Annotated in this window: 14 protein-coding genes; 7 read left to right on the forward strand and 7 right to left on the reverse strand. The window is 54.9% G+C overall.

The features are described 5' to 3' along the window. A complete protein-coding gene (gene rcsB, locus HP564_RS06785; RefSeq protein ID WP_013509853.1) occupies window positions 1–651 on the forward strand; it encodes a response regulator transcription factor RcsB in 651 nt (216 codons plus the stop codon). Window positions 652–692: 41 nt separating this feature from the next. Here rcsB and rcsC read toward each other — a convergent pair whose 3' ends face one another. Beyond that, the gene (rcsC, locus tag HP564_RS06790) at window positions 693–3,545 is read right to left on the reverse strand and encodes a two-component system sensor histidine kinase RcsC (RefSeq protein WP_371241418.1); all 2,853 of its coding nucleotides are present in this window, start codon (window positions 3,543–3,545) and stop codon (window positions 693–695) included. A 198-nt stretch (window positions 3,546–3,743) separates the two neighbouring features. After that, window positions 3,744–6,383, reverse strand: a complete 2,640-nt coding sequence (gene gyrA / locus HP564_RS06795; RefSeq protein ID WP_371241420.1) for a DNA topoisomerase (ATP-hydrolyzing) subunit A — start codon at window positions 6,381–6,383, stop codon at window positions 3,744–3,746. Window positions 6,384–6,560: 177 nt separating this feature from the next. Between gyrA and ubiG the strand changes: the two genes are divergently transcribed. The 5 genes from ubiG to yfaE all read left to right on the forward strand — a co-directional run bounded on the left by ubiG (window position 6,561) and on the right by yfaE (window position 13,658). Continuing rightward, window positions 6,561–7,286 carry a bifunctional 2-polyprenyl-6-hydroxyphenol methylase/3-demethylubiquinol 3-O-methyltransferase UbiG gene (gene ubiG, locus HP564_RS06800; RefSeq protein ID WP_371241422.1) on the forward strand — a complete coding sequence of 242 codons (726 nt, stop codon included), beginning with the start codon at window positions 6,561–6,563 and terminating at the stop codon, window positions 7,284–7,286. 745 nt (window positions 7,287–8,031) lie between these two features. Further along, on the forward strand, window positions 8,032–9,363 hold the full coding sequence (locus HP564_RS06805) for a gluconate:H+ symporter (RefSeq protein WP_371241424.1): 1,332 nt from the start codon (window positions 8,032–8,034) through the stop codon (window positions 9,361–9,363). A 537-nt stretch (window positions 9,364–9,900) separates the two neighbouring features. Further along, complete coding sequence (gene nrdA / locus HP564_RS06810) at window positions 9,901–12,186, forward strand: class 1a ribonucleoside-diphosphate reductase subunit alpha (protein ID WP_371241426.1); 2,286 nt, start codon at window positions 9,901–9,903, stop codon at window positions 12,184–12,186. Window positions 12,187–12,264: 78 nt separating this feature from the next. Then, window positions 12,265–13,395 carry a class Ia ribonucleoside-diphosphate reductase subunit beta gene (gene nrdB, locus HP564_RS06815; RefSeq protein ID WP_371241429.1) on the forward strand — a complete coding sequence of 377 codons (1,131 nt, stop codon included), beginning with the start codon at window positions 12,265–12,267 and terminating at the stop codon, window positions 13,393–13,395. Between the two features lie 2 nt (window positions 13,396–13,397). After that, window positions 13,398–13,658 (forward strand): class I ribonucleotide reductase maintenance protein YfaE, encoded by a 261-nt coding sequence (gene yfaE, locus HP564_RS06820; RefSeq protein ID WP_371241430.1) that lies wholly within the window; start codon window positions 13,398–13,400, stop codon window positions 13,656–13,658. Window positions 13,659–13,811: 153 nt separating this feature from the next. Here the strand turns inward: yfaE and HP564_RS06825 are convergent, their stop codons facing one another. Beyond that, complete coding sequence (locus HP564_RS06825; RefSeq protein ID WP_371241432.1) at window positions 13,812–15,008, reverse strand: nicotinamide mononucleotide deamidase-related protein YfaY; 1,197 nt, start codon at window positions 15,006–15,008, stop codon at window positions 13,812–13,814. A 179-nt stretch (window positions 15,009–15,187) separates the two neighbouring features. Beyond that, entirely contained in the window at window positions 15,188–15,499 is a 312-nt protein-coding gene (gene elaB / locus HP564_RS06830; RefSeq protein ID WP_371241434.1) for a stress response protein ElaB, read from the reverse strand. 271 nt (window positions 15,500–15,770) lie between these two features. On the opposite strand from elaB, the gene HP564_RS06835 reads away from it, so the two are divergent. After that, complete coding sequence (locus HP564_RS06835) at window positions 15,771–17,429, forward strand: glucan biosynthesis protein D (protein ID WP_371241436.1); 1,659 nt, start codon at window positions 15,771–15,773, stop codon at window positions 17,427–17,429. Window positions 17,430–17,462: 33 nt separating this feature from the next. Here the strand turns inward: HP564_RS06835 and HP564_RS06840 are convergent, their stop codons facing one another. From HP564_RS06840 to nuoM, 3 genes are all read right to left on the reverse strand, one after another. Continuing rightward, window positions 17,463–17,912 carry a GNAT family N-acetyltransferase gene (locus tag HP564_RS06840; RefSeq protein ID WP_371241437.1) on the reverse strand — a complete coding sequence of 150 codons (450 nt, stop codon included), beginning with the start codon at window positions 17,910–17,912 and terminating at the stop codon, window positions 17,463–17,465. A 64-nt stretch (window positions 17,913–17,976) separates the two neighbouring features. Continuing rightward, the gene (nuoN, locus tag HP564_RS06845) at window positions 17,977–19,434 is read right to left on the reverse strand and encodes an NADH-quinone oxidoreductase subunit NuoN (protein ID WP_371241438.1); all 1,458 of its coding nucleotides are present in this window, start codon (window positions 19,432–19,434) and stop codon (window positions 17,977–17,979) included. Window positions 19,435–19,440: 6 nt separating this feature from the next. Then, window positions 19,441–20,961 (reverse strand): NADH-quinone oxidoreductase subunit M, encoded by a 1,521-nt coding sequence (nuoM, locus tag HP564_RS06850; protein WP_371241439.1) that lies wholly within the window; start codon window positions 20,959–20,961, stop codon window positions 19,441–19,443. Window positions 20,962–21,026 lie beyond the last annotated feature (65 nt).

The following is a 21,026-nucleotide window of genomic DNA, read 5'->3' on the forward strand; positions in this document are numbered from 1 at the left end:
ATGAATAACTTAAATGTAATTATTGCCGATGACCATCCAATTGTTCTTTTCGGTATCCGAAAGTCTCTGGAACAAATTGAATGGGTCAACGTTGTAGGTGAGTTCGAAGACTCAACAGCACTGATCAACAGCCTGTCAAAACTTGATGCCAACGTTTTGATCACCGATCTCTCCATGCCTGGCGAGAAATATGGTGATGGCATCACGCTGATTAAATATATCAAACGTCACTATCCGGACCTGTCGATTATTGTTCTGACCATGAACAATAACCCGGCCATTCTCAGTGCGGTACTGGATCTGGATATTGAAGGCATCGTGCTGAAACAGGGCGCGCCGACCGACCTGCCGAAAGCGCTGGCCGCGCTGCAAAAAGGCAAAAAGTACACGCCGGAAAGCGTGGCGAAGCTGCTGGAGAAAATCAGTGCCGGTGGTTACGGTGACAAACGCCTGTCGCCGAAAGAGAGCGAAGTTCTGCGTCTGTTTGCTGAAGGTTTCCTGGTGACCGAAATTGCCAAGAAACTGAATCGCAGCATCAAAACCATCAGTAGCCAAAAGAAATCGGCGATGATGAAACTGGGCGTCGACAACGACATCGCCCTGCTGAACTATCTCTCCTCTGTCAGCGCCACCCAGGTCGATAAAGAGTAATCCTCTGACAGGCGGCGTCGTCGCGCCGCCTCTCTTCTGCCCTACCCTTCCCGCGTTTTTCTCACCCGCTCCGCGTAGACCGCCAGCGTGGTTTTCAGCACATCCAGCGTCACCGGTTTAGAAAGGCAGTTATCCATGCCCGCTTCCATACAGCGCTGCTTCTCTTCGGCCAGCGCATTGGCCGTAACCCCCACTACCGGGAAGGCGTGGCCCAGCTGGCGCAGACGCTGTGTCAGACGGTAACCATCCATATTTGGCATATTCACGTCGCTCAGCACGATGTCGATTTCGCTGCGGCTGATAACATTCAGCGCATCAACACCGTCCTGTGCGGTTTTCACCCGATAACCCAGCGTGCCAAGCTGTTCTGACAGCAACATACGGTTAATAGGATGATCGTCAACAATCAGGATCATAATATCGTCGTTGCTGATGACCTCTTCCGTTGGCACAGGCAACGTCAGGCTCGCCGCCGTATCGCTCTGGATGTCGATACGGTAGATGCGCGCCAGGAGGGTGGCCAGTTCGTGTGGTGTGGCAGTGCTGTGCACCCAGTGACCCGGTGCGGTTTCGCGTGGCATATCGATATGCTTACCGCAGAAGGTAATCACTGCACGCAGTGGCAGATCGCGGTCCGGCTCATAATCAGTCAGTAAAACGTCGTCGTTGCCCGCTTTACCGGTAAAGCGCTGAACCTGAATGCCCTGCTGACGCAAATCGCGCTCAATAAAGCTGGCGAGATAGTCATTGCGCATATCGATCCACAGCGTTTTTTCACGCAGCCCGTCGAGCAGCGGCGGAGCAGGATGCTGGCCGTTGTAGATGGGAATACGCACAATGAACTGGCTGCCCATACCCGGTTCAGACTCTACTTCAATGTCGCCATCCATCATATTGGTCAGCTTTTCACAAATGGCCAGACCCAGTCCGGTTCCCTGGAAATTACGCTGCACGCCGTTGCCCACCTGGAAGAAGGGGTCGAACAGCCGCGTCACCTCTTTGCCTGGAATGCCAACGCCGGTGTCGCGAATGCGGAACGCCAGATACCCCTCTTTAACATAGGCATGCAGGATAATGCAGCCGGTATGGGTAAACTTAATGGCGTTATTGAGCAGATTCGAGATCACCTGCTGAAGCCGCAGCGGATCGCCATCCAGCGCCAGCGGCACGTCATGCTCGATAAAACAGTAAAGCGTAAGCCGCTTTTTCATTACCAGCGACAGGTAATTACCCGCGATATGGGTTATCACCTCGCGCGGCGAAAACGGCCGTGGTTCAATTTTAAGCTGCTCCGACTCAATTTTAGAGAAGTCGAGAATATCGCTGATGATCTTCAGCAGCAGGCTCGATGAGTTGTTCATCGCCGTCACCAGCGAATCGACCTCTTTCGGCAGCTGTTTGGTCTGCAGCAGATCGAGGTTGCCGATAATACCGTAGAGCGGTGTACGCAACTCATGGCTGACGGTGGCAAGGAACATCGATTTCGACTGGCTCGCCTGTTCCGCCGCCTGCGCCATCTCCTGAAGCGATTGCTCCATTCGCACGCGGGCGGAGACGTCAACCAGTACGCAAATTGCGACGTTTTCATTGCGATAGCGCGAGTGAACAAAGCTGATTTGCAGGTTGGTGTTGGTGCCAGTCAGGACATCGACGAAGTTGACCTGCTGCCCGCCGATAATCTCATTCAGCCGCTGGCGATCTTCCTGCGTCAGCAGTGTCAGATAGTTGTGCGCCAGTTCGTTACTGAGAATATTGGTGCCATCGCGGGTGCGCAGAATACAGATGCCCACCGGCGCAGAGGCCACGATTTTACGGTTGAACTGCTCATGCTCCTCCAGCCGATGTGCATTCTCTTCCGCTGGCAGAAACATGCGGCGTTCAAACAGCCAGGCGAGGGTAAACAGAACAATAGCGCTCAGCACATTCAGCAGCAGCGCATTGATCATCATCAGCTTGAGCTGATCGATTAGCACGCGGGTCGACACCGACCAGACCACGTTAAGATCCGAAGGCGGTAGCGGCTTCTTCAGCACCAGCTGGCGATACCCGTCCAGATAGCCGAACCAGGTCTTGTCGTCTGGCAGCGCCGCCAGCGAAAAACCCACGCCACCGCGCCGCGACGTCAGCAGCGGGCGGTAATTCTCATCGGTAATGGTCGCAACCACCGGCAGGCTGCCGGGCTGAATAAATTCATCCAGTCGGATATTCTGCTCAACGCCTAACAGCGCCTGAAGCTTATTCGCCACATAAACGGGCACCATCATATAAAAGGTGCCCACGCCCGGCTGCGCGCTGGCATTGACCCAGTAAAGCGGATTGCGGCGCTCATCATCATTGCCGTTGCGATAGCGCAACACGCGCTCGCGCAGGGCTTTCAGGCTACGCTCGCGGTCAACGTTGCTGCTGCCAATAGCAAAGTCAGCCAGGCACTGGCTTTCACCGCCAATAAAGAACACGCGGTTAAGCTCATAGGCTGAGGCGAAATTGCTTTTCCAGTAGTTGATGTAGTAGCTAAGAGAATCGAGCGAATTGCGCCAGGTATTGCTCATTGAAGAGCAGTCGCCATCGGAGAAAAGGGGAATAAACTGCGGCAGCGTCGATTTGCCCGGCAGCACGCCGTTCAGCATATCAAGACCGCTACTGGAGCTGGTCAGTCGGTTTTCGGTGATATATTTCAGCTCACGCATCACATCCGCAGAGTGCCGCACATACCATTCCGCCTGTCCGTAATTACTGGCAAACTCTTGCCTTACGCTGTTCTCTTTGTCATGCAGTACGCTGATAATAAAAAACGTGGTTAACACTGCACCCAGCGTCCAGAGCAGCAGCGCCAGCGCACGGAAAAGATAGCGTGAAATACGCAGCGTCGTTCGGAAAGAGACCAGATATTTCAAGGGAAACTCACTACGGCAAGGTTAAGTACGGGCTGGTTTCAGCATGCTCAATACACTAGCTTCAACAGGTCAGAAAAGCCAGTGAGCTTCTGTACTAAACGAGCCGCGCCGCAAAAAGCGACGGCAGGTCGGGTTGCCCTTTCCTGCCGTAAAATTATGCCGCCTTCCATGGCGGCGCTGGCATAACGCCGCGAAGGATTACTCTTCGTCGTCCGCGTCCGGCGCGTCGTCGTCCGTTTCCGCTTCCGGCGCGATATCTTCCTCGCCTTCCGCAACGCTGCCGTCGATAGCGTCCAGCTCTTCCTCTTCTACCGGTTCAGCAACGCGTTGCAGACCCACAACATTCTCATCTTCAGCGGTACGGATCAGGATAACACCCTGGGTGTTACGACCGACGATGCTTACCTCAGAGACGCGGGTGCGCACCAGGGTGCCGGCATCAGTGATCATCATGATCTGATCGCTGTCGACCACCTGCACGGCACCAATTACCGGACCGTTACGTTCAGTCACTTTGATGGAAATAACGCCCTGCGTAGCACGCGAACGGGTCGGGTATTCGCTAATCACGGTACGTTTGCCGTAGCCGTTTTGCGTTACCGTCAGAATGGTGCCTTCTTCGCGTGGAACGATCAACGAGACCACACGATCGCCTTCCGCCAGCTTGATGCCGCGCACGCCCGATGCCGTACGGCCCATGGCGCGAACGGCGCTCTCTGCGAAGCGCACAACTTTACCACCGGCAGAGAAGAGCATCGCCTCATCGTTGCCGTTGGTCAGCGCCACGCCAATCAGCTCATCATCTTCACGCAGGTTCACTGCGATGATGCCCGCGCTGCGTGGACGGCTGAACTCCTGTAGCGCTGTTTTCTTCACGGTACCGCTGGCGGTAGCCATAAAGATATTGAAGCCTTCCGTGTATTCACGCACCGGCAGAATAGCGGTGATGCGCTCATCTGGCTGCAGCGGCAGCAGGTTGACAATCGGACGACCACGTGCGCCACGGCTCGCTTCCGGCAGCTGATAGACCTTCATCCAGTAGAGACGGCCACGGCTGGAGAAGCAGAGAATCGTGTCGTGGGTGTTCGCTACCAGTAGACGATCGATAAAGTCTTCATCTTTGGTGCGCGCTGCCGACTTGCCTTTGCCGCCGCGACGCTGCGCTTCATAATCTGACAGCGGCTGATATTTCACGTAGCCCTGATGCGACAATGTAACGACCACGTCCTGCTGGTTAATCAGATCTTCGATATTGATGTCGGCGCTGTTAGCCGTGATCTCGGTACGACGTTCGTCGCCAAACTGGTCGCGCATGGCAATCAGCTCTTCACGGATCACTTCCATCAGACGCTCGGCGTTCATCAGGATATTCAGCAGCTCGGTAATTTGATCCAGCAGATCTTTATACTCGTCGAGCAGTTTTTCATGCTCAAGGCCAGTAAGCTTCTGCAGGCGCAAATCAAGGATCGCCTGTGCCTGCTGTTCAGTCAGATAGTACTGGTTGTCGCGGATGCCAAACTCTTCGTCCAGCCACTCGGGGCGTGCGGCGTCGTTGCCCGCACGCTCCAGCATGGCAGAGACGTTGCCCAGATCCCACGGCTGTGCGATCAAACCGGCTTTCGCTTCGGCCGGGCTCGGCGCGCGACGGATTAGCTCGATAATCGGGTCGATGTTGGCCAGCGCAATCGCCAGACCTTCAAGGATGTGCGCACGGTCGCGGGCTTTACGCAGTTCAAAAATCGTGCGACGCGTCACCACTTCACGACGATGACGAACAAAGGCTTCCAGAATCTCCTTCAGCGTCATGATCTTTGGCTGGCCCTGATGCAGCGCCACCATGTTGATGCCGAAAGAAACCTGTAGCTGCGTCAGCGAGTAGAGGTTATTGAGTACAACTTCGCCAACCGCATCGCGCTTCACTTCGATCACAATACGCATGCCGTCTTTGTCAGACTCATCGCGCAGCGCGCTAATGCCTTCGACGCGCTTCTCTTTAACCAGCTCGGCAATTTTCTCAATCAGGCGCGCTTTGTTGACCTGATACGGGATCTGGTGCACCACGATGGTTTCGCGGCCCGTTTTGGCATCGGTTTCCACTTCGCCACGCGCGCGAATGTAGATCTTACCGCGTCCGGTACGGTACGCCTCTTCGATACCGCGACGGCCGTTGATGATGGCTGCGGTCGGGAAATCAGGCCCCGGAATATGCTCCATCAATCCTTCGACGCTGATATCTTCGTCGTCAATGTAGGCCAGGCAGCCGTTGATCACTTCCGTCAGGTTGTGCGGCGGAATATTGGTCGCCATCCCGACGGCAATACCGGAAGAACCGTTTACCAGCAGGTTAGGGATCTTGGTTGGCAGAACTTCAGGGATCTGCTCGGTGCCGTCATAGTTCGGAACAAAGTCGACGGTCTCTTTTTCCAGGTCAGCCAGCAGATCGTGGGCGATTCGTGACATGCGCACTTCGGTATAACGCATCGCCGCGGCAGAATCGCCATCGACGGAACCGAAGTTGCCCTGTCCATCCACCAGCATGTAACGCAGGGAGAAAGGCTGAGCCATGCGGACGATGGTGTCGTAGACGGCAGAATCCCCGTGCGGGTGATATTTACCGATAACGTCACCGACCACACGGGCGGATTTCTTATAGGGTTTGTTCCAGTCGTTACCCAGTTCGCTCATCGCGTAGAGTACGCGACGGTGGACAGGCTTCAGGCCGTCACGAACATCGGGTAAGGCTCGGCCAACGATGACCGACATGGCGTAATCGAGGTAGGAGCTTTTTAACTCTTCTTCGATATTGACCGGTGTAATTTCTCTTGCAAGGTCGCTCATGGAGCCGCTTTCCCTCTACATATGCCCGGATTTTAAAGGTGCGAAAGTATATCACACCCCAGCCCGCTGGTGAACGTTAACCACCGTTTTCACGCGCTTTTCCTGTTGCCTGAAAGGTGCGTCCAGGCGCAATAAGCGTTTATACTCAGTCAACATTTTGTCTGGAGTAATGATTCAATGAATGCACAACCGCAGGAAACGCAGCCCAATGTCGATGCGCAGGAAATCGCTAAGTTTGAGGCCGTCGCCTCGCGCTGGTGGGATCTGGAAGGCGAATTTAAACCTCTGCACCGCATTAACCCGCTGCGTCTGGGCTATATCGCGGAGCACAGCAACGGTTTGTTCGGTAAAACCGTGCTCGACGTTGGCTGTGGCGGCGGCATTTTAGCCGAGAGCATGGCGCGCGAAGGGGCGGTAGTGACCGGACTGGACATGGGAGCGGAACCTCTGGCGGTCGCACGTCTGCATGCCCTTGAGAGCGGCGTCACGCTGGACTACGTGCAGCAGACCGTAGAAGCGCATGCGGAAGAGAACGCCGGAAAATATGATGTGGTGACCTGCATGGAAATGCTGGAGCACGTTCCGGACCCGCGCTCGGTGGTGCACGCCTGTGCGCAGCTGGTTAAGCCGGGCGGCGAGGTCTTCTTTTCCACGCTGAATCGCAATCCCAAAGCCTGGCTGCTGGCGGTGTTCGGCGCAGAATATGTGCTGCGCATGGTGCCACGCGGCACCCATGACGTGAAAAAGTTTATTCGTCCCTCTGAGCTGCTCGGCTGGGTCGATGAAACCACCCTGCGTGAACGTCACATCATTGGCCTGCACTACAACCCGCTTACCAACCGCTTCAAACTGGCACCCGGCACCGACGTCAATTATATGGTGCACACGCATCGCGCCGTCTGAGTAATATTACCTGCCTGAAAGCAGGCGGGTAATATTGACGTCTGACTCGCGTTAACCGCTTAAATAAAACTGTGTGCTCATTAACTATTACCATTACAGCACTCAGTCACCAGCCAGGTTAAATACAGACGCGCTTTTCACATCCCGCCCCTGCCTGATAACATTCGTTGGCACATTAAGATAACAATCCTTACTAAAACAGAAGGAAACCACGTCAGTACGTGAGAATAATTAAGATGAAAGATTAATAGCCGATTATTTTTAATTGTTTTAACTGAAATACTGACTTAACCCTCTCTTTAAAAAACATTTAATTTCAATGACAAAAAACAAAAATTCACACCGGTGAAAAACCCAAACTTAATTATTCCTCAGATAAATGTCTAATCTGTTAATAATCGCACACTGGTCTGAAGCGACGGCTTTAACACACTGTGACAGGCTTCAAAAAACCTTCAGCCACAATTCAATATACTAGAATGGTAGAGCTAACTGATTCTCAGTGACATGGCTGTAGATGCCATAGATAAAAAGGGCTGGAGCCTGACACCCCTGGTAATCGTTAAGAACACGCCGTTACGGATAGCACTCTCAATGGCGATTAAGGCTAAAAGCCGCTGGCCAGACAAACAGCGGTTTTAACAATGAACAGGGCAAACGGTGCTGAATAAGTTACCAGCCAGAATAATTACGCGCCGTCGTTTATGACTGAATAAGATTAACTTCATCACTGTTAAGGATAACCATGACGCCTTTTTTATCGCTTTTTTGGGTACTGGCAGGTATCGCGATATTAGTCGTACTGAATCTGAAATATAAATTCCACAACGTCTTCTCTCTGCTAATTGCGGGCATGTTTGTTGCCATCATGGTAGGCATCCCGTCTGATAAAATTGTTGGCGTCGTTCAGCAGGGTATCGGCAGCATCATGGGGCACCTTGCGCTGATCATTATATTCGGCGCGATTATTGGCAAGTTCATGACCGAATCGGGTGCAAGCCAGCAGATAGCGGATACGGTCATCCGCCATTGTGGCACTCGCTTCCTCTCGACCGGGCTGATGTTTATCGGCGTCATATTCGGTATTGCGATGTTCTACGAGGTCGCCTTTCTGATTGCCATGCCGCTGGTGATGAACATTGCTAAAAAAGCGGATATCCCTTACATGAAGCTGGTCATCCCAACGGTGGTCGGTGCCACCATGGGACACAGCCTGTTTCCACCACAGCCGGGGCCGGTCGCCCTCATCAGCGCATTTAACGCGGATATCGTTCAGGTCTATCTTTACGGCGTTGTGGTGATTATCCCTGCCCTGTTTTGCGCTGGCATTTTACTGCCTCGTTTCCTGCCAGGAATCAGCCGTATCCCGCTTAATTCAATGATCAAACCGATAAAAGAGCTGGCACCTGAGGATCTTCCTTCTTTCAGAATCAGTATTCTGATCCCGCTGATACCTGCGGTGCTGATGATTCTGGCGTCAGTGGTCAAGCCCCTGGCCGGTGATGGTGCAGAACTGACACGCGTCTTTAAACTGCTGGGCAGCGCGGAGGTCAGCATGCTGTTCGCCACGCTGGCTGCGATGTGGTTTCTGGGGATTAAACGGGGGATGACCGGCGAAGGGATAACAGAGCACGTCACCAACTCGATTTCGCAAATTTCCAATGTGCTGTTTGTCATCAGCGCCGGCGGCATCCTTAAACAGGTGATCATCGATTCTGATGTAGGTGACAGCATTGTCCAGCTCATGAGCCATGTACCCTTCTCACCTTTTATCATTGCCTGGTTAATCACGGCAGTGATCCGCATTCTTACCGGTCAGGGCGCGGTAGCCGCCATTACCTCAGCAGGCATCGTGGCCCCGATGATCGAGGCCTTTCATCTTAGTCCGGCGCTGATGGTGCTTGCCGTTGCCTGTGGCAGCAACACCATCACGCTGATGTATGACGATGGCTTTTTACTCTTCAAAGAGACCTTTGGTATCTCCATGAAAGACACTTTCAAGACCTGGGGGCTGCTGGAGTTGATCAACTCGGTCGTGGGTCTGGGCATGGTCATCCTGATCAGCCAGCTTAGTTAGTTTTTCCGCCTCTGCCGTGCAGGATTCACGTCAGAGGCAATTCACTTTACTCCGTTCTGTACCAAAGAGAGATTGCTGCTGAAGAACGTACACTGAGGCATTCTGTTATGTGCCAGAGAGTTACGCGGTTCTGGCGGTGAGCCATCAGAAGCCGCAGCAACGGCCTGGCCGGCTCACAGCAACCCGCTAGCGGCTTTTACCCGTTTTTCATCGCTTTTTCTGCGCCCATCTGAGGATTGAATAAGAAATACGCGTCCGATCAAATTAACAAAAAAAAGTGCGATCGGGTTGACAGGGTGTCAGGCCTTATAAGGCGTGGCCTAAGAATTTTCGCCAGAATTACAACCCCTCCCGCCATCATTTTTTGCTCTTGTTAACCCACCGCAAAATACTAAACTATGCCTCCATGTAGTTGCAGGTTTTCCCATTACCCCCTAGATATTGTGTTTATCCACATATTATTCACAATGAATATGCTGTGTATAAACCGGGATTTCTTTTAATTTTTGGATACTCACGCAAAGGTAAAAACGCGACATGAACCAGAGTCTGCTCGTTACTAAACGCGATGGCCGCCAGGAGCGCATTGATCTCGACAAAATTCACCGTGTGCTGGACTGGGCAGCTGAAGGGCTGAACAACGTCTCAGTGTCACAGGTGGAGCTGCGTTCTCATATTCAGTTCTATGATGGCATCAGGACCTCTGACATTCATGAGACCATCATCAAGGCCGCAGCAGACCTTATCTCTCGCGATGCCCCTGACTATCAGTACCTGGCTGCCCGCCTGGCAATCTTCCACCTGCGCAAAAAGGCATATGGCCAGTTTGAGCCACCGAAGCTCTATGACCAGGTAGTAAAAATGGTGGACCTTGGCAAATATGACCGCCACCTGCTGGAAGATTACAGCCCGGAAGAGTTTGCGCAGATGGACGAGTTCCTCGACCACTGGCGCGACATGAACTTCTCCTATGCTGCCGTGAAGCAGCTGGAAGGCAAATATCTGGTGCAGAACCGCGTCTCCGGTGAGATCTACGAGAGCGCGCAGTTCCTCTACATTCTGGTCGCCGCCTGCCTCTTCTCTGGCTATCCGCGCGACACCCGCATGGATTACATCAGACGTTTCTATGATGCGGTTTCGACCTTTAAAATTTCCCTGCCGACGCCCATCATGTCGGGCGTGCGTACCCCGACGCGTCAGTTCAGCTCCTGTGTGCTGATCGAGTGCGGCGACAGCCTGGACTCAATCAACGCCACCTCCAGCGCGATCGTGAAATATGTCTCTCAGCGTGCCGGTATCGGCATCAACGCCGGTCGCATCCGTGCGCTGGGCAGCCCGATCCGCGGCGGTGAAGCATTCCACACCGGCTGTATCCCGTTCTACAAACATTTCCAGACTGCGGTGAAGTCCTGTTCTCAGGGCGGCGTTCGCGGCGGTGCCGCCACGCTGTTCTACCCGATGTGGCATCTGGAAATCGAAAGTCTGCTGGTGCTGAAAAACAACCGTGGTGTTGAAGGCAACCGCGTGCGCCACATGGACTATGGCGTGCAGCTCAACAAACTGATGTACCAGCGCCTGCTGAAAGGGGAAGAGATTACCCTGTTCAGCCCGTCTGACGTCCCGGGTCTGTATGACGCCTTCTTCGCCGATCAGGATGAGTTTGAGCGCCTTTACACCAAATATGAGCAGGATGAGAGCATTCGCAAACAGCGTGTCAAAGCGGTCGATCTCTTCTCTCTGATGATGCAGGAACGCGCCTCAACCGGCCGTATCTACATCCAGAACGTCGACCACTGCAACACCCACAGCCCGTTTGACGCCAGCATTGCGCCGGTTCGCCAGTCTAACCTCTGCCTGGAAATCGCGCTGCCGACCAAGCCGCTGGAAGATGTGAACGACGAGAACGGTGAGATCGCTCTCTGTACGCTCTCCGCGTTCAACCTGGGTGCGATTGACAGCCTCGACGATCTGGAAGAGCTCGCGACCCTGGCGGTGCGTGCGCTTGACGCCCTGCTCGACTACCAGGATTACCCAATCCCGGCGGCGAAGCGTGGCGCGATGGGTCGTCGTACCCTGGGTATCGGCGTGATCAACTACGCTTACTACCTGGCGAAGCACGGTGTGCGCTACTCCGACGGCAGCGCCAATGGCCTGACGCACAAGACCTTTGAAGCCATTCAGTATTACCTGCTGAAAGCCTCAAACGCGCTGGCGAAAGAGCAAGGTGCCTGCCCGTGGTTCAACGAAACCACCTATGCGCAGGGTATCCTGCCTATCGACACCTACAAAAAAGATCTGGACGCGATCAGCAACGAACCGCTGCATCTCGACTGGGAAAGCCTGCGTGAAGAGATCAAAACGCATGGCCTGCGCAACTCGACGCTGTCAGCGCTGATGCCGTCTGAGACCTCATCGCAGATCTCCAATGCCACCAACGGCATTGAGCCGCCACGCGGCCACATCAGCATCAAAGCGTCGAAAGACGGCATCCTGCGTCAGGTCGTGCCGGAGTATGAGCGCCTGAAAGATCAGTATGAGCTGTTGTGGGAAATGCCGAACAACGATGGCTACCTGCAGCTGGTGGGTCTGATGCAGAAATTCATCGACCAGGCGATTTCGTCTAACACCAACTACGATCCCTCCCGCTTTGCCAACGGTAAAGTGCCGATGAAGCAACTGCTGAAAGATCTGCTGACGGCGTACAAGTTCGGCGTGAAAACGCTTTACTACCAGAACACCCGTGACGGTGCAGAAGATGCGCAGGATGATCTGGCACCTTCTATTCAGGATGACGGTTGCGAAAGCGGCGCCTGTAAGATTTAAGGTTGGGCGGGAGCGCGTCTCCCGCCTGCGTTATTTCACGGGGCCGCGCTGCGCCCCGTCTACATTTGGACAGTTTGTATGGCTTACACTACGTTCTCGCAAAATAAAAACAATCAGCTAAAAGAGCCGATGTTCTTTGGTCAGTCCGTCAACGTGGCGCGCTTCGACCAGCAAAAATATGACATCTTTGAAAAGCTGATCGAAAAGCAGCTTTCGTTTTTCTGGCGTCCGGAAGAAGTTGACGTCTCCCGCGACCGCATCGACTATCAGGCGCTGCCGGAGCATGAGAAGCACATCTTTATCAGCAACCTGAAATATCAGACGCTGCTCGACTCCATTCAGGGCCGCAGCCCGAACGTGGCGCTGCTGCCGCTGATCTCTATTCCTGAGCTGGAAACCTGGGTAGAGACCTGGGCGTTCTCTGAGACGATCCACTCGCGCTCTTACACCCATATCATTCGTAATATCGTTAACGATCCGTCTCTGGTGTTTGACGACATCGTGACTAACGAGCAGATCCTCGCGCGTGCGCAGGATATCTCAAAGTACTACGACGATTTGATCGAGATGACCAACTACTGGCATCTGCTGGGTGAAGGCACTCACCAGGTCAACGGTAAAAGCGTGACCGTCAGCGTGCGTGCGCTGAAAAAGCAGCTCTACATCTGTCTGATGAGCGTGAACGCGCTGGAAGCGATCCGCTTCTATGTCAGCTTTGCCTGCTCCTTTGCGTTTGCTGAACGCGAGCTGATGGAAGGCAATGCTAAAATTATCCGCCTGATTGCGCGCGACGAAGCGCTGCACCTGACCGGTACCCAGCATATGCTGAACCTGATGCGCAGCGGTGAAGACGATCCGGAAATGAAAGAGATCGCCGCCGAGTGCCGGGACGAGTGTTTCGATCTGTTCAAAAAAGCAGCGGAACAGGAGAAGGAGTGGGCAGAATATCTGTTCAGCGGCGGATCAATGATCGGCCTGAATAAAGACATTCTTTGCCAGTACATTGAGTACATCACCAATATCCGCATGCAGGCCGTGGGTCTTGATCTGCCGTTCCAGACGCGCTCCAACCCGATTCCATGGATCAACTCCTGGCTGGTGTCTGACAACGTCCAGGTTGCGCCGCAGGAAGTGGAGGTCAGCTCCTATCTGGTGGGTCAGATTGACTCAGAAGTGGGCGAAGACGACTTCAACGACTTCCAGCTATAAGTATGAGCCGTGCCGTTGTTATTCTGCGCAGCTCCGGCCAGCGGCTGGAGTGCGCCGATCATCACCCTAATCTGCTGACCACGCTGGAAGCCCATAACTTACAGGTAGAGTTCCAGTGTCGCGAAGGTTACTGCGGCTCCTGCCGCACACGGCTGGTGAAAGGCGAAGTGCATTATGCCGAAACGCCGCTGGCGTTTGTGCAGCAAGGCGAGATTTTGCCCTGCTGCTGCCTGGCGAAAGGCGAGATTGAAATCGAGCTCTAGCTCACCTCTTTTCTCTGACACAGCGCGCAGCCGTCAGGCGCGGAAGGCAAAAAGCAGCGAGCGAAGCGTTTTGCGCTCGCGCTTTTTTGTTTTTGCGAGTGCGTTTGACCTGCGGTGTGAGTTCACACAGATCAGACGACGCCCCCCCCTGCTTTACAGCTTCACCGACTCCAGCACCTCAATCCAGCCATGACCGGTGCTGACTTCGCTGCCGTGCAGCCAGCGGCGCAGCATGTTCATCGCCATCATCGCCACCACTTTCTGGCGCGTTTCCAGATTATGACGACCGTGGGTAAATTTCACTCGCTGCCCCCAGCTCGCTTCCGGCGTATGCAGCGCCAGCGACACTTCCCCCTCCTCCAGTGAGCCGGTCGACAGCGCCAGCACCGTACCGTGATGCGCCGCCAGCGCACGCGTGCGCTGCACCTGCGCTTCCAGCCGCTCCTGATGCGCCGGAAGACTCTCCGCCGCGCTGAGAGGAACGTCGGCCGCTGCCAGCTGCCAGTTCAGCAGACCAGCAGTGTACTGCTCGCTGAGCGCCAGCCGGAACCCCCGCTCCTTCAGCTCCCGAGCCAGCAGCATGGGCAAGCCCTCAGTGCCCTCAAAAATAGTGCACTCTGCCAGCAGCAGACGTACCTGCTGCCACACCTGCTCCATCGCCACGCGCTGGCTGGCCGGACCGGTGAGCTTAATTTCAATAATCGGCATAGAGGATCGATAGCCCATGACAACCCCTTCCGGCAGCGCCAGCGGCTCCAGCTCGGCGGCAATATCGCTTTCGCCACGACCAAAGGTTGTCAGACGCAGACAGAGCGGCGGTGCCGGCAGCTCAAAATGCTGTTTAAGGCGCGGCAGAATTTGCTGTTCCACCATGACCTTAAATTCTGATGGCACGCCCGGAGTGAAGAAAATCCAGCAGCGATTAAGTCGTAAGGCAAAGCCACAGGCGGTGCCAACGGGATTATCAAGCATCTCTGCCCCGGCAGGGATCTCCGCCTGCTTGCGATTGCTGGGTGCCATCGTGCGGCCACGGCTGGCAAACCACGCCTCCATTTTCTCCAGCCACGCCTGATGCAGCACCAGCTCGACGCCGCTTGCGTTTGCCGCCGCCAGCGCGCTGAGATCGTCGCTGGTGGGACCCAGACCGCCGTTGACGATAAGCACGTCAGCCACCTCACTGCGCGCCTGTAGCGTCTCAATCAGCGACGGCAGTGAATCCCCAACCGTGGTCCGGCTGGTCATCGGCAAACCGTGCTGGAACAGCACATCCGCCAGCCAGGCGGCGTTGGTATCAACGATTTGGCCGTGAAGCACCTCATCCCCTGTAGACAGCATCTCGACTCTAATCACGATTTCATCTCCTTTTGTCCGTCGACTTACTGTAGGAAGCGCGCAGGCCAAACTCAACACTGCCCGGTGCTTTTTGTGGAATACGTGAAATCAGATGACGGGCGTCATTCAGCAGAAAGGAAAAATGCAGGAATAAAACAAACGGCGGGAGAACCCCGCCGTTTTCAGGAGACTACGCCTTAACGACGCGCCAGCAGCAGGCCGAGCACCAGGCCAGCAGCTGCGCCGATGCCAATGCCCTGCCAGGGTTTTTCATGCACATAATCATCTGCGCGGTAGGCGACATTTTTTGCACGATAGTAGTAGCTGTCGGACGCCTGGCTGACGCGAGACTTCACGTCTTCAAGCGCTTGTTCCGCTTTGGTTTTCAGCTCTATATACTTTTGGTCGGCCGGATCGCCTGATGACTTCAACACTTCTTCCAGCGTTTCCGTCAACAGCGCCAAATCATCATCCAGATTGGTGTCAAAAGCTTCTGTCTCTCTAGCCATCTCTTCCTCCGTGTCATTGCAAAGCAGTTCATTAACTATAGCGTCAAAATGGCTGTTTGCAGGATGTCTGCACCAGGATTCTCCTGAGTTTTTCTCAGCTCAGCGCTGTACGAAATTTGTCGGGCTTCTTGATAAATCTGATAAATTTAATGCGGACTGAATTTTTCACACACCAGACTGTCGTACCCTGCTGTTATCTGCGCTTTTGGGTCACGCTGGCGCAGAGCCGAACAGTCACAACACACTCGACCGCTAAGGAATAATTTCTGGCATGAATCGAAGAATGTTTATGAAAGCGTCAATGGCCTTTTCCGCCGTCAGCGGCATGACTGGCCTGTCAACGCTGTTTGCGCAATCCGCCTGGGCAGAAGATGGTATTGCTGACGGTGCCGCCGTTCGCTTCGATTTCGATGTACTGAAAAAGAAAGCCGCTGCACTGGCCAGACAGCCCTGGGGCGGTGCGCCGGGTGCCCTGCCGGAAACGCTGGCGACCCTGTCCCCGCAGGCGTACAACGAAATTCAGTACGACGCTGGTCACTCGTTGTGGAACAACATTCCCGACCGCGAACTCGACGTGCAGTTCTTCCACGTTGGCATGGGCTTTAAGCGCCGTATCCGCATGTTTTCGGTGGATGCCGACAGCCGTGAAGCGCGGGAAATTCACTTCCGTCCTGAGTTGTTTAACTACAACGATGCGAAAGTCGATACGCAGCAGCTGGCAGGCAAAAACGATCTGGGCTTTGCCGGTTTTCGTGCCTTTAAGAAACCTGAGCTGGCGCGTCGCGATATTGTCTCTTTCCTCGGCGCCAGCTACTTTCGCGCCGTCGACGATACTTATCAGTATGGCCTCTCTGCCCGCGGCGTAGCGGTTAATACCTTTAGCAACGGAAATGAAGAGTTTCCGGACTTTACCGCATTCTGGTTTGAAACGCCGAAAGGTGATGAGACCACCTTTGTGACCTACGCCCTGCTGGATGGTGCCAGCCTGACCGGTGCCTACAAGTTCACTATCCACTGTGAGGCGGAGCGTGTGGTCATGGAGGTGGAAAACCATCTCTATGCGCGCAGGGAGATCCGCCAGCTGGGTATCGCGCCCATGACCAGCATGTTCAGCTGCGGGACTAACGAGCGCCGCATGTGCAATACCTACCATCCGCAGATCCATGATTCCGATCGTCTGGCAATGTGGAGCGGCAGCGGCGAATGGATTGCCCGCCCGCTAAATAACCCGCAGAAATTGCAGTTCAACGCCTATCAGGATGAGAATCCACGCGGGTTCGGCCTGTTGCAGCTTAATCACGACTTTAAAGACTATCAGGACGTTATTGGCTGGTACGACAAGCGCCCCAGCCTGTGGGTTGAGCCCGTCGGCAAATGGGGCAAAGGGGCTGTTAATCTGATGGAGATCCCGACGACCGGTGAGACCCTGGATAATATTGTCTGCTTCTGGCAGCCAGCCGAGCCGGTGAAAGCCGGAAGCGAATTCAGCTTCTCCTATAAGCTCTACTGGAGCAGCCTGCCGCCGGTTCGCAGTGGCCTGGCACGCGTAGATGCGACACGCACGGGTATTGGCGGCTTCCCGGAAGGCTGGGCACCGGGCGAGCATTTTCCTGAGCAGTGGTGCCGACGCTTCGCTATCGACTTTGTCGGCGGCGATTTGAAAGCCGCAGCATCAAAGGGAATCGAACCGGTGATTACCCTCTCCTCAGGCACCTTTAAGCAGGTTGAGATCCTCTACGTTGAGCCGATGAACGGCTATCGCATTCTGTTCGACTGGTATCCCAACAGCGACGCCACCACGCCAGTAGAGATGCGTCTGTTCCTGCGAACCAAAGAGGAAACCCTGAGCGAGACCTGGCTCTATCAGTACCTCCCGCCGCCGCCGGATCAGCGCAAATACGTTGATGACCGTCAGATGACGGTGGGCTAAACGAGACGCGGCAAGCCAGCAGGCTTGCCGTTTTTATTTGCGCATATCGATATGCGGGATAGCGTCTTCAAGGTAAACCTCACTGCACGCCTCAAAACCCAGCCCGCGGTAAAAGCGCTGCAAATGCGCCTGCGCAGAGAGATAAACGCTGCGCCCTGGCCAGTGCTGTTCGCAGCTGAGTAGCGTCTGCACCATCAGCTGATAACCCAGATTCAGGCCGCGCGCGCTGCCCGAAACAACCACTCGTCCAATCGCCACCGGCGCAGCCTTATCGGCAGGCGTCAGAATACGCGCACAGGCCACCAGTTCATCGTCACGCATTCCCAGAATATGTCGGTTCTCTGCAACCAGATCCTGTCCGTCGACGTCCTGATAGGGACAGCTTTGCTCAACCACAAATACGGCGCAGCGCAGCGCCAGTACGGCATAAAGCTGCTGCGCGCTCAGATCGCGATGGTGCATATCGTGCCAGATGATTTCCACAGCTTCTCCTTCAGACAAAAAAAATCAGGCCCGCAGGCCTGATTTATTTGGGGACAGAAACAGTTTACATCAGCGGCTGAGCCATCTGCACCAGCGTAATCAGCGGCTGCGGATAGACGCCAAGCAGCAGGACCAGAATCGCTGAAATCAGTACCACCACACCGCCAGCGGTAAGCGCCCAGTTGGCTGGCGTATCACGCGTATGCAGCTCCGGCGGGCTAAGGTAGAGACTGACCGTCACGCGCAGATAGTAGTAGAGGCCGATGGCGCTGCCGACGACGACCGCTGCGGTCAGCCACCACAACTGCGCATTGACGCCTGACGCAATCACATAAAACTTGCCCATAAAGCCCAGCGTGGCCGGGATCCCTGCCAGCGACAGCATCATCACCGTCATTACCGCTGACAGAACCGGACGATGCCAGAACAGGCCGCGATAAGAGTAAAGCGAATCGGCGTCTGGACCGCGGTACGGGCTGGACATCAGGCTCACGACGCCAAAGGCACCCAGGCTACTGAACAGATAACCCGCCAGGTACACCCCTGCGGTCTCCAGCGACAGCTGATGGGTTTTCACCGCAATCAGCGCCACCAGCAGATACCCCAGATGCGCAATCGAAGAGTAACCCAGCAGACGCTTGATGTTGCTCTGCGAAATCGCCATCAGGTTACCGAACAGAATCGATACAAAGGCAATCAGGCCCAGCACGGTGCGCACCGCTTCGCTGTCGGTCAGCGGCGCATACATGAACAGACGCATAATGACGCCAAAAATAGCGATCTTGCTGGCGGTAGCGAGGAAAGTCGAGACCGGGGCAGGCGCACCCTGATAGACATCCGGCGTCCAGAGATGAAACGGCACCAGCGACAGCTTAAAGCCGAGGCCGATAATCATCATCCCCAGACCAACCAGCAGCAGCGGTTGCTGAATCATAGTGTCGTTCAGGCTCTGGCCAAGTCGCACAAAGCTCAGGCTACCGGAATCGGCATAAACCAGGGCAATACCGAACAGCAGGAATGAGGAGGCTGCGGCGGAGAGGATCGTGTATTTCAGCGCCGCTTCCAGCGAGCGCTTCTGGCGGAAGGCATAGCCAATCATACCGAACAGCGGCAGCGACAGAAGCTCAACGCCGATAAACAGCGACGCCAGATGGTTAGCGCTTGCCAGGACAATGCCGCCAAGCGCCGCAATCAGCACCAGCAGATAGAACTCATCCTTGTTGTCCGGGAAGCCAGAGAGCCAGGGATAGGCAAAGGTACAGGTGGCCAGGCTCGCCAGGATCACCAGCGCGGTATAGAACACGGCATAAGGATCGACGCGCAGCAGCGGCGTCACATCCATGGCACCCGCCTGCGCGACAAACCAGAGTGAAACCAGCGCCAGGTTCAGGCCGATGACCGTCAGCGTGGCGTTGACAAAGTGGTTGCGTCGCCAGGCAATGGACAGCATCACCACCACCACTGTCAATCCGACGATTAACAGCGGCAGTAACGCGATCAATTGTTGAAGAGTTATTGTCATGGCGAATTACGGCCTTGTAGTTGAAATTGAAGCGGTAAACCACTGCTGAATATTACTCATGGCAGCATGGGACGTATCCAGAATCGGCTGTGGATAGACGCCCAGCAGCACCAGCAGAACCACCAGCACCATGATGATGGTAAATTCACGCGGTGACATGCCCGGCAGCGGATCTTTCGATTTCGCTTCGCCGTAATAGGCGCGCTGCATCATGATCAACGAGTAAACCGAGGCGAACACCAGACCAAAGGTCGCAATCACAATGATGACCGGCACCACCTGGAAACTGCCCGTCAGAATCATAAATTCGCCCGCAAAGTTACCTGTGCCCGGCATCCCCAGATTGGCAACCGCAAAGAAGAGCGACAGGCCTGGGATCCACTTGATACGCGACCAGAGACCGCCCATCAGACGCATGTCGCGCGTATGCAGACGCTCATAGAGCTGGCCGCACAGGATAAACAGCGCCGCTGCCGACAGGCCATGTGCAATCATCTGCACCACCGCCCCCTGGAAGGCGAGCTGACTGCCGGTATAGATGGCGATAAGAACAAAGCCCATATGTGAGACAGATGTATAAGCAATCAGGCGTTTGATGTCAGTCTGTGAGAATGCCATCCACGCGCCATAGAAGATACCGATAACGCCGAGCCACATGGCGATGGGCGCAAACTCCGCCGACGCATTGGGGAACAGCGGCAGGCTGAAGCGCAGCAGGCCGTAGGCGGCGGTTTTAAGCAGAATCCCGGCCAGGTCAACTGAACCTGCGGTCGGTGCCTGGCTATGGGCATCCGGCAGCCAGCCGTGCAGCGGCACCACCGGCATTTTTACCGCGAAAGCGATAAAGAAGCCGAGCATCAGCAGGTATTCCACCGTATGCGACATCGGCGTTTTTAACAGCTGCTCATAGTTAAAGGTCCAGACGCCAGTGGCGTTATAGTGCACAAACACCAGCGCCAGAATCGCAATCAGCATCACCAGACCTGAAGCCTGGGTATAGATGAAGAATTTGGTGGCGGCGGTGATACGGGTTTTACCGTCGGATGCCTTATGACCCCAGAGTGCGATAAGGAAGTACATCGGCACCAGCATCATTTCCCAGAAAAAGAAGAACAGGAACATGTCGATGGCAAGGAACACGCCGATGACGCCACCGAGTATCCACATCAGGTTAAGGTGGAAAAAGCCCTGATACTTCTCAATCTCATTCCAGGAGCAGAGCACCGCCATCAGACCCAGCAGACCGGTCAGCACCACCATCAGTAGCGACAGACCGTCAAGCGCCAGATGGAAGTTGATGCCGAAACGCGGGATCCAGGCGGCGGCAAACTCTGACTGCCACTGCGGCATACCTGCCGCCTGCGTCAGTGAATAGCCACCCTGCAGCCAGAGCTGCATGGAGAGTGCCAGCGTCAGGCCCATCGTGATCAGGGCTATCCAGCGCGGCGTTTTTGCGCCAAGGCGCTCAGCCAGCCAGCAGAGCAAACCGCCGACAAATGGAATGATTATTAGCCAAGGTAATAGCACTGAAGTCTTTCCCTTTTTTCTGCCTGTATACGGCTGTCTGGCTGGCCATTTTGCAGCTGGCTGAG

The organism is Pantoea sp. KPR_PJ, from assembly GCF_041386365.1.
Lineage (GTDB): Bacteria > Pseudomonadota > Gammaproteobacteria > Enterobacterales > Enterobacteriaceae > Pantoea.

Coding starts and splice junctions, on each gene's coding strand:
- yfaE (WP_371241430.1), top strand. CDS start 13,398: ATGAGCCGTGCCGTTGTTATTCTGCGCAGCTCCGGCCAGCGGCTGGAG.
- elaB (WP_371241434.1), bottom strand. CDS start 15,499: ATGGCTAGAGAGACAGAAGCTTTTGACACCAATCTGGATGATGATTTG.
- HP564_RS06835 (WP_371241436.1), top strand. CDS start 15,771: ATGAATCGAAGAATGTTTATGAAAGCGTCAATGGCCTTTTCCGCCGTC.
- nuoN (WP_371241438.1), bottom strand. CDS start 19,434: ATGACAATAACTCTTCAACAATTGATCGCGTTACTGCCGCTGTTAATC.
- ubiG (WP_371241422.1), top strand. CDS start 6,561: ATGAATGCACAACCGCAGGAAACGCAGCCCAATGTCGATGCGCAGGAA.
- HP564_RS06805 (WP_371241424.1), top strand. CDS start 8,032: ATGACGCCTTTTTTATCGCTTTTTTGGGTACTGGCAGGTATCGCGATA.
- rcsB (WP_013509853.1), top strand. CDS start 1: ATGAATAACTTAAATGTAATTATTGCCGATGACCATCCAATTGTTCTT.
- nrdB (WP_371241429.1), top strand. CDS start 12,265: ATGGCTTACACTACGTTCTCGCAAAATAAAAACAATCAGCTAAAAGAG.
- nrdA (WP_371241426.1), top strand. CDS start 9,901: ATGAACCAGAGTCTGCTCGTTACTAAACGCGATGGCCGCCAGGAGCGC.
- gyrA (WP_371241420.1), bottom strand. CDS start 6,383: ATGAGCGACCTTGCAAGAGAAATTACACCGGTCAATATCGAAGAAGAG.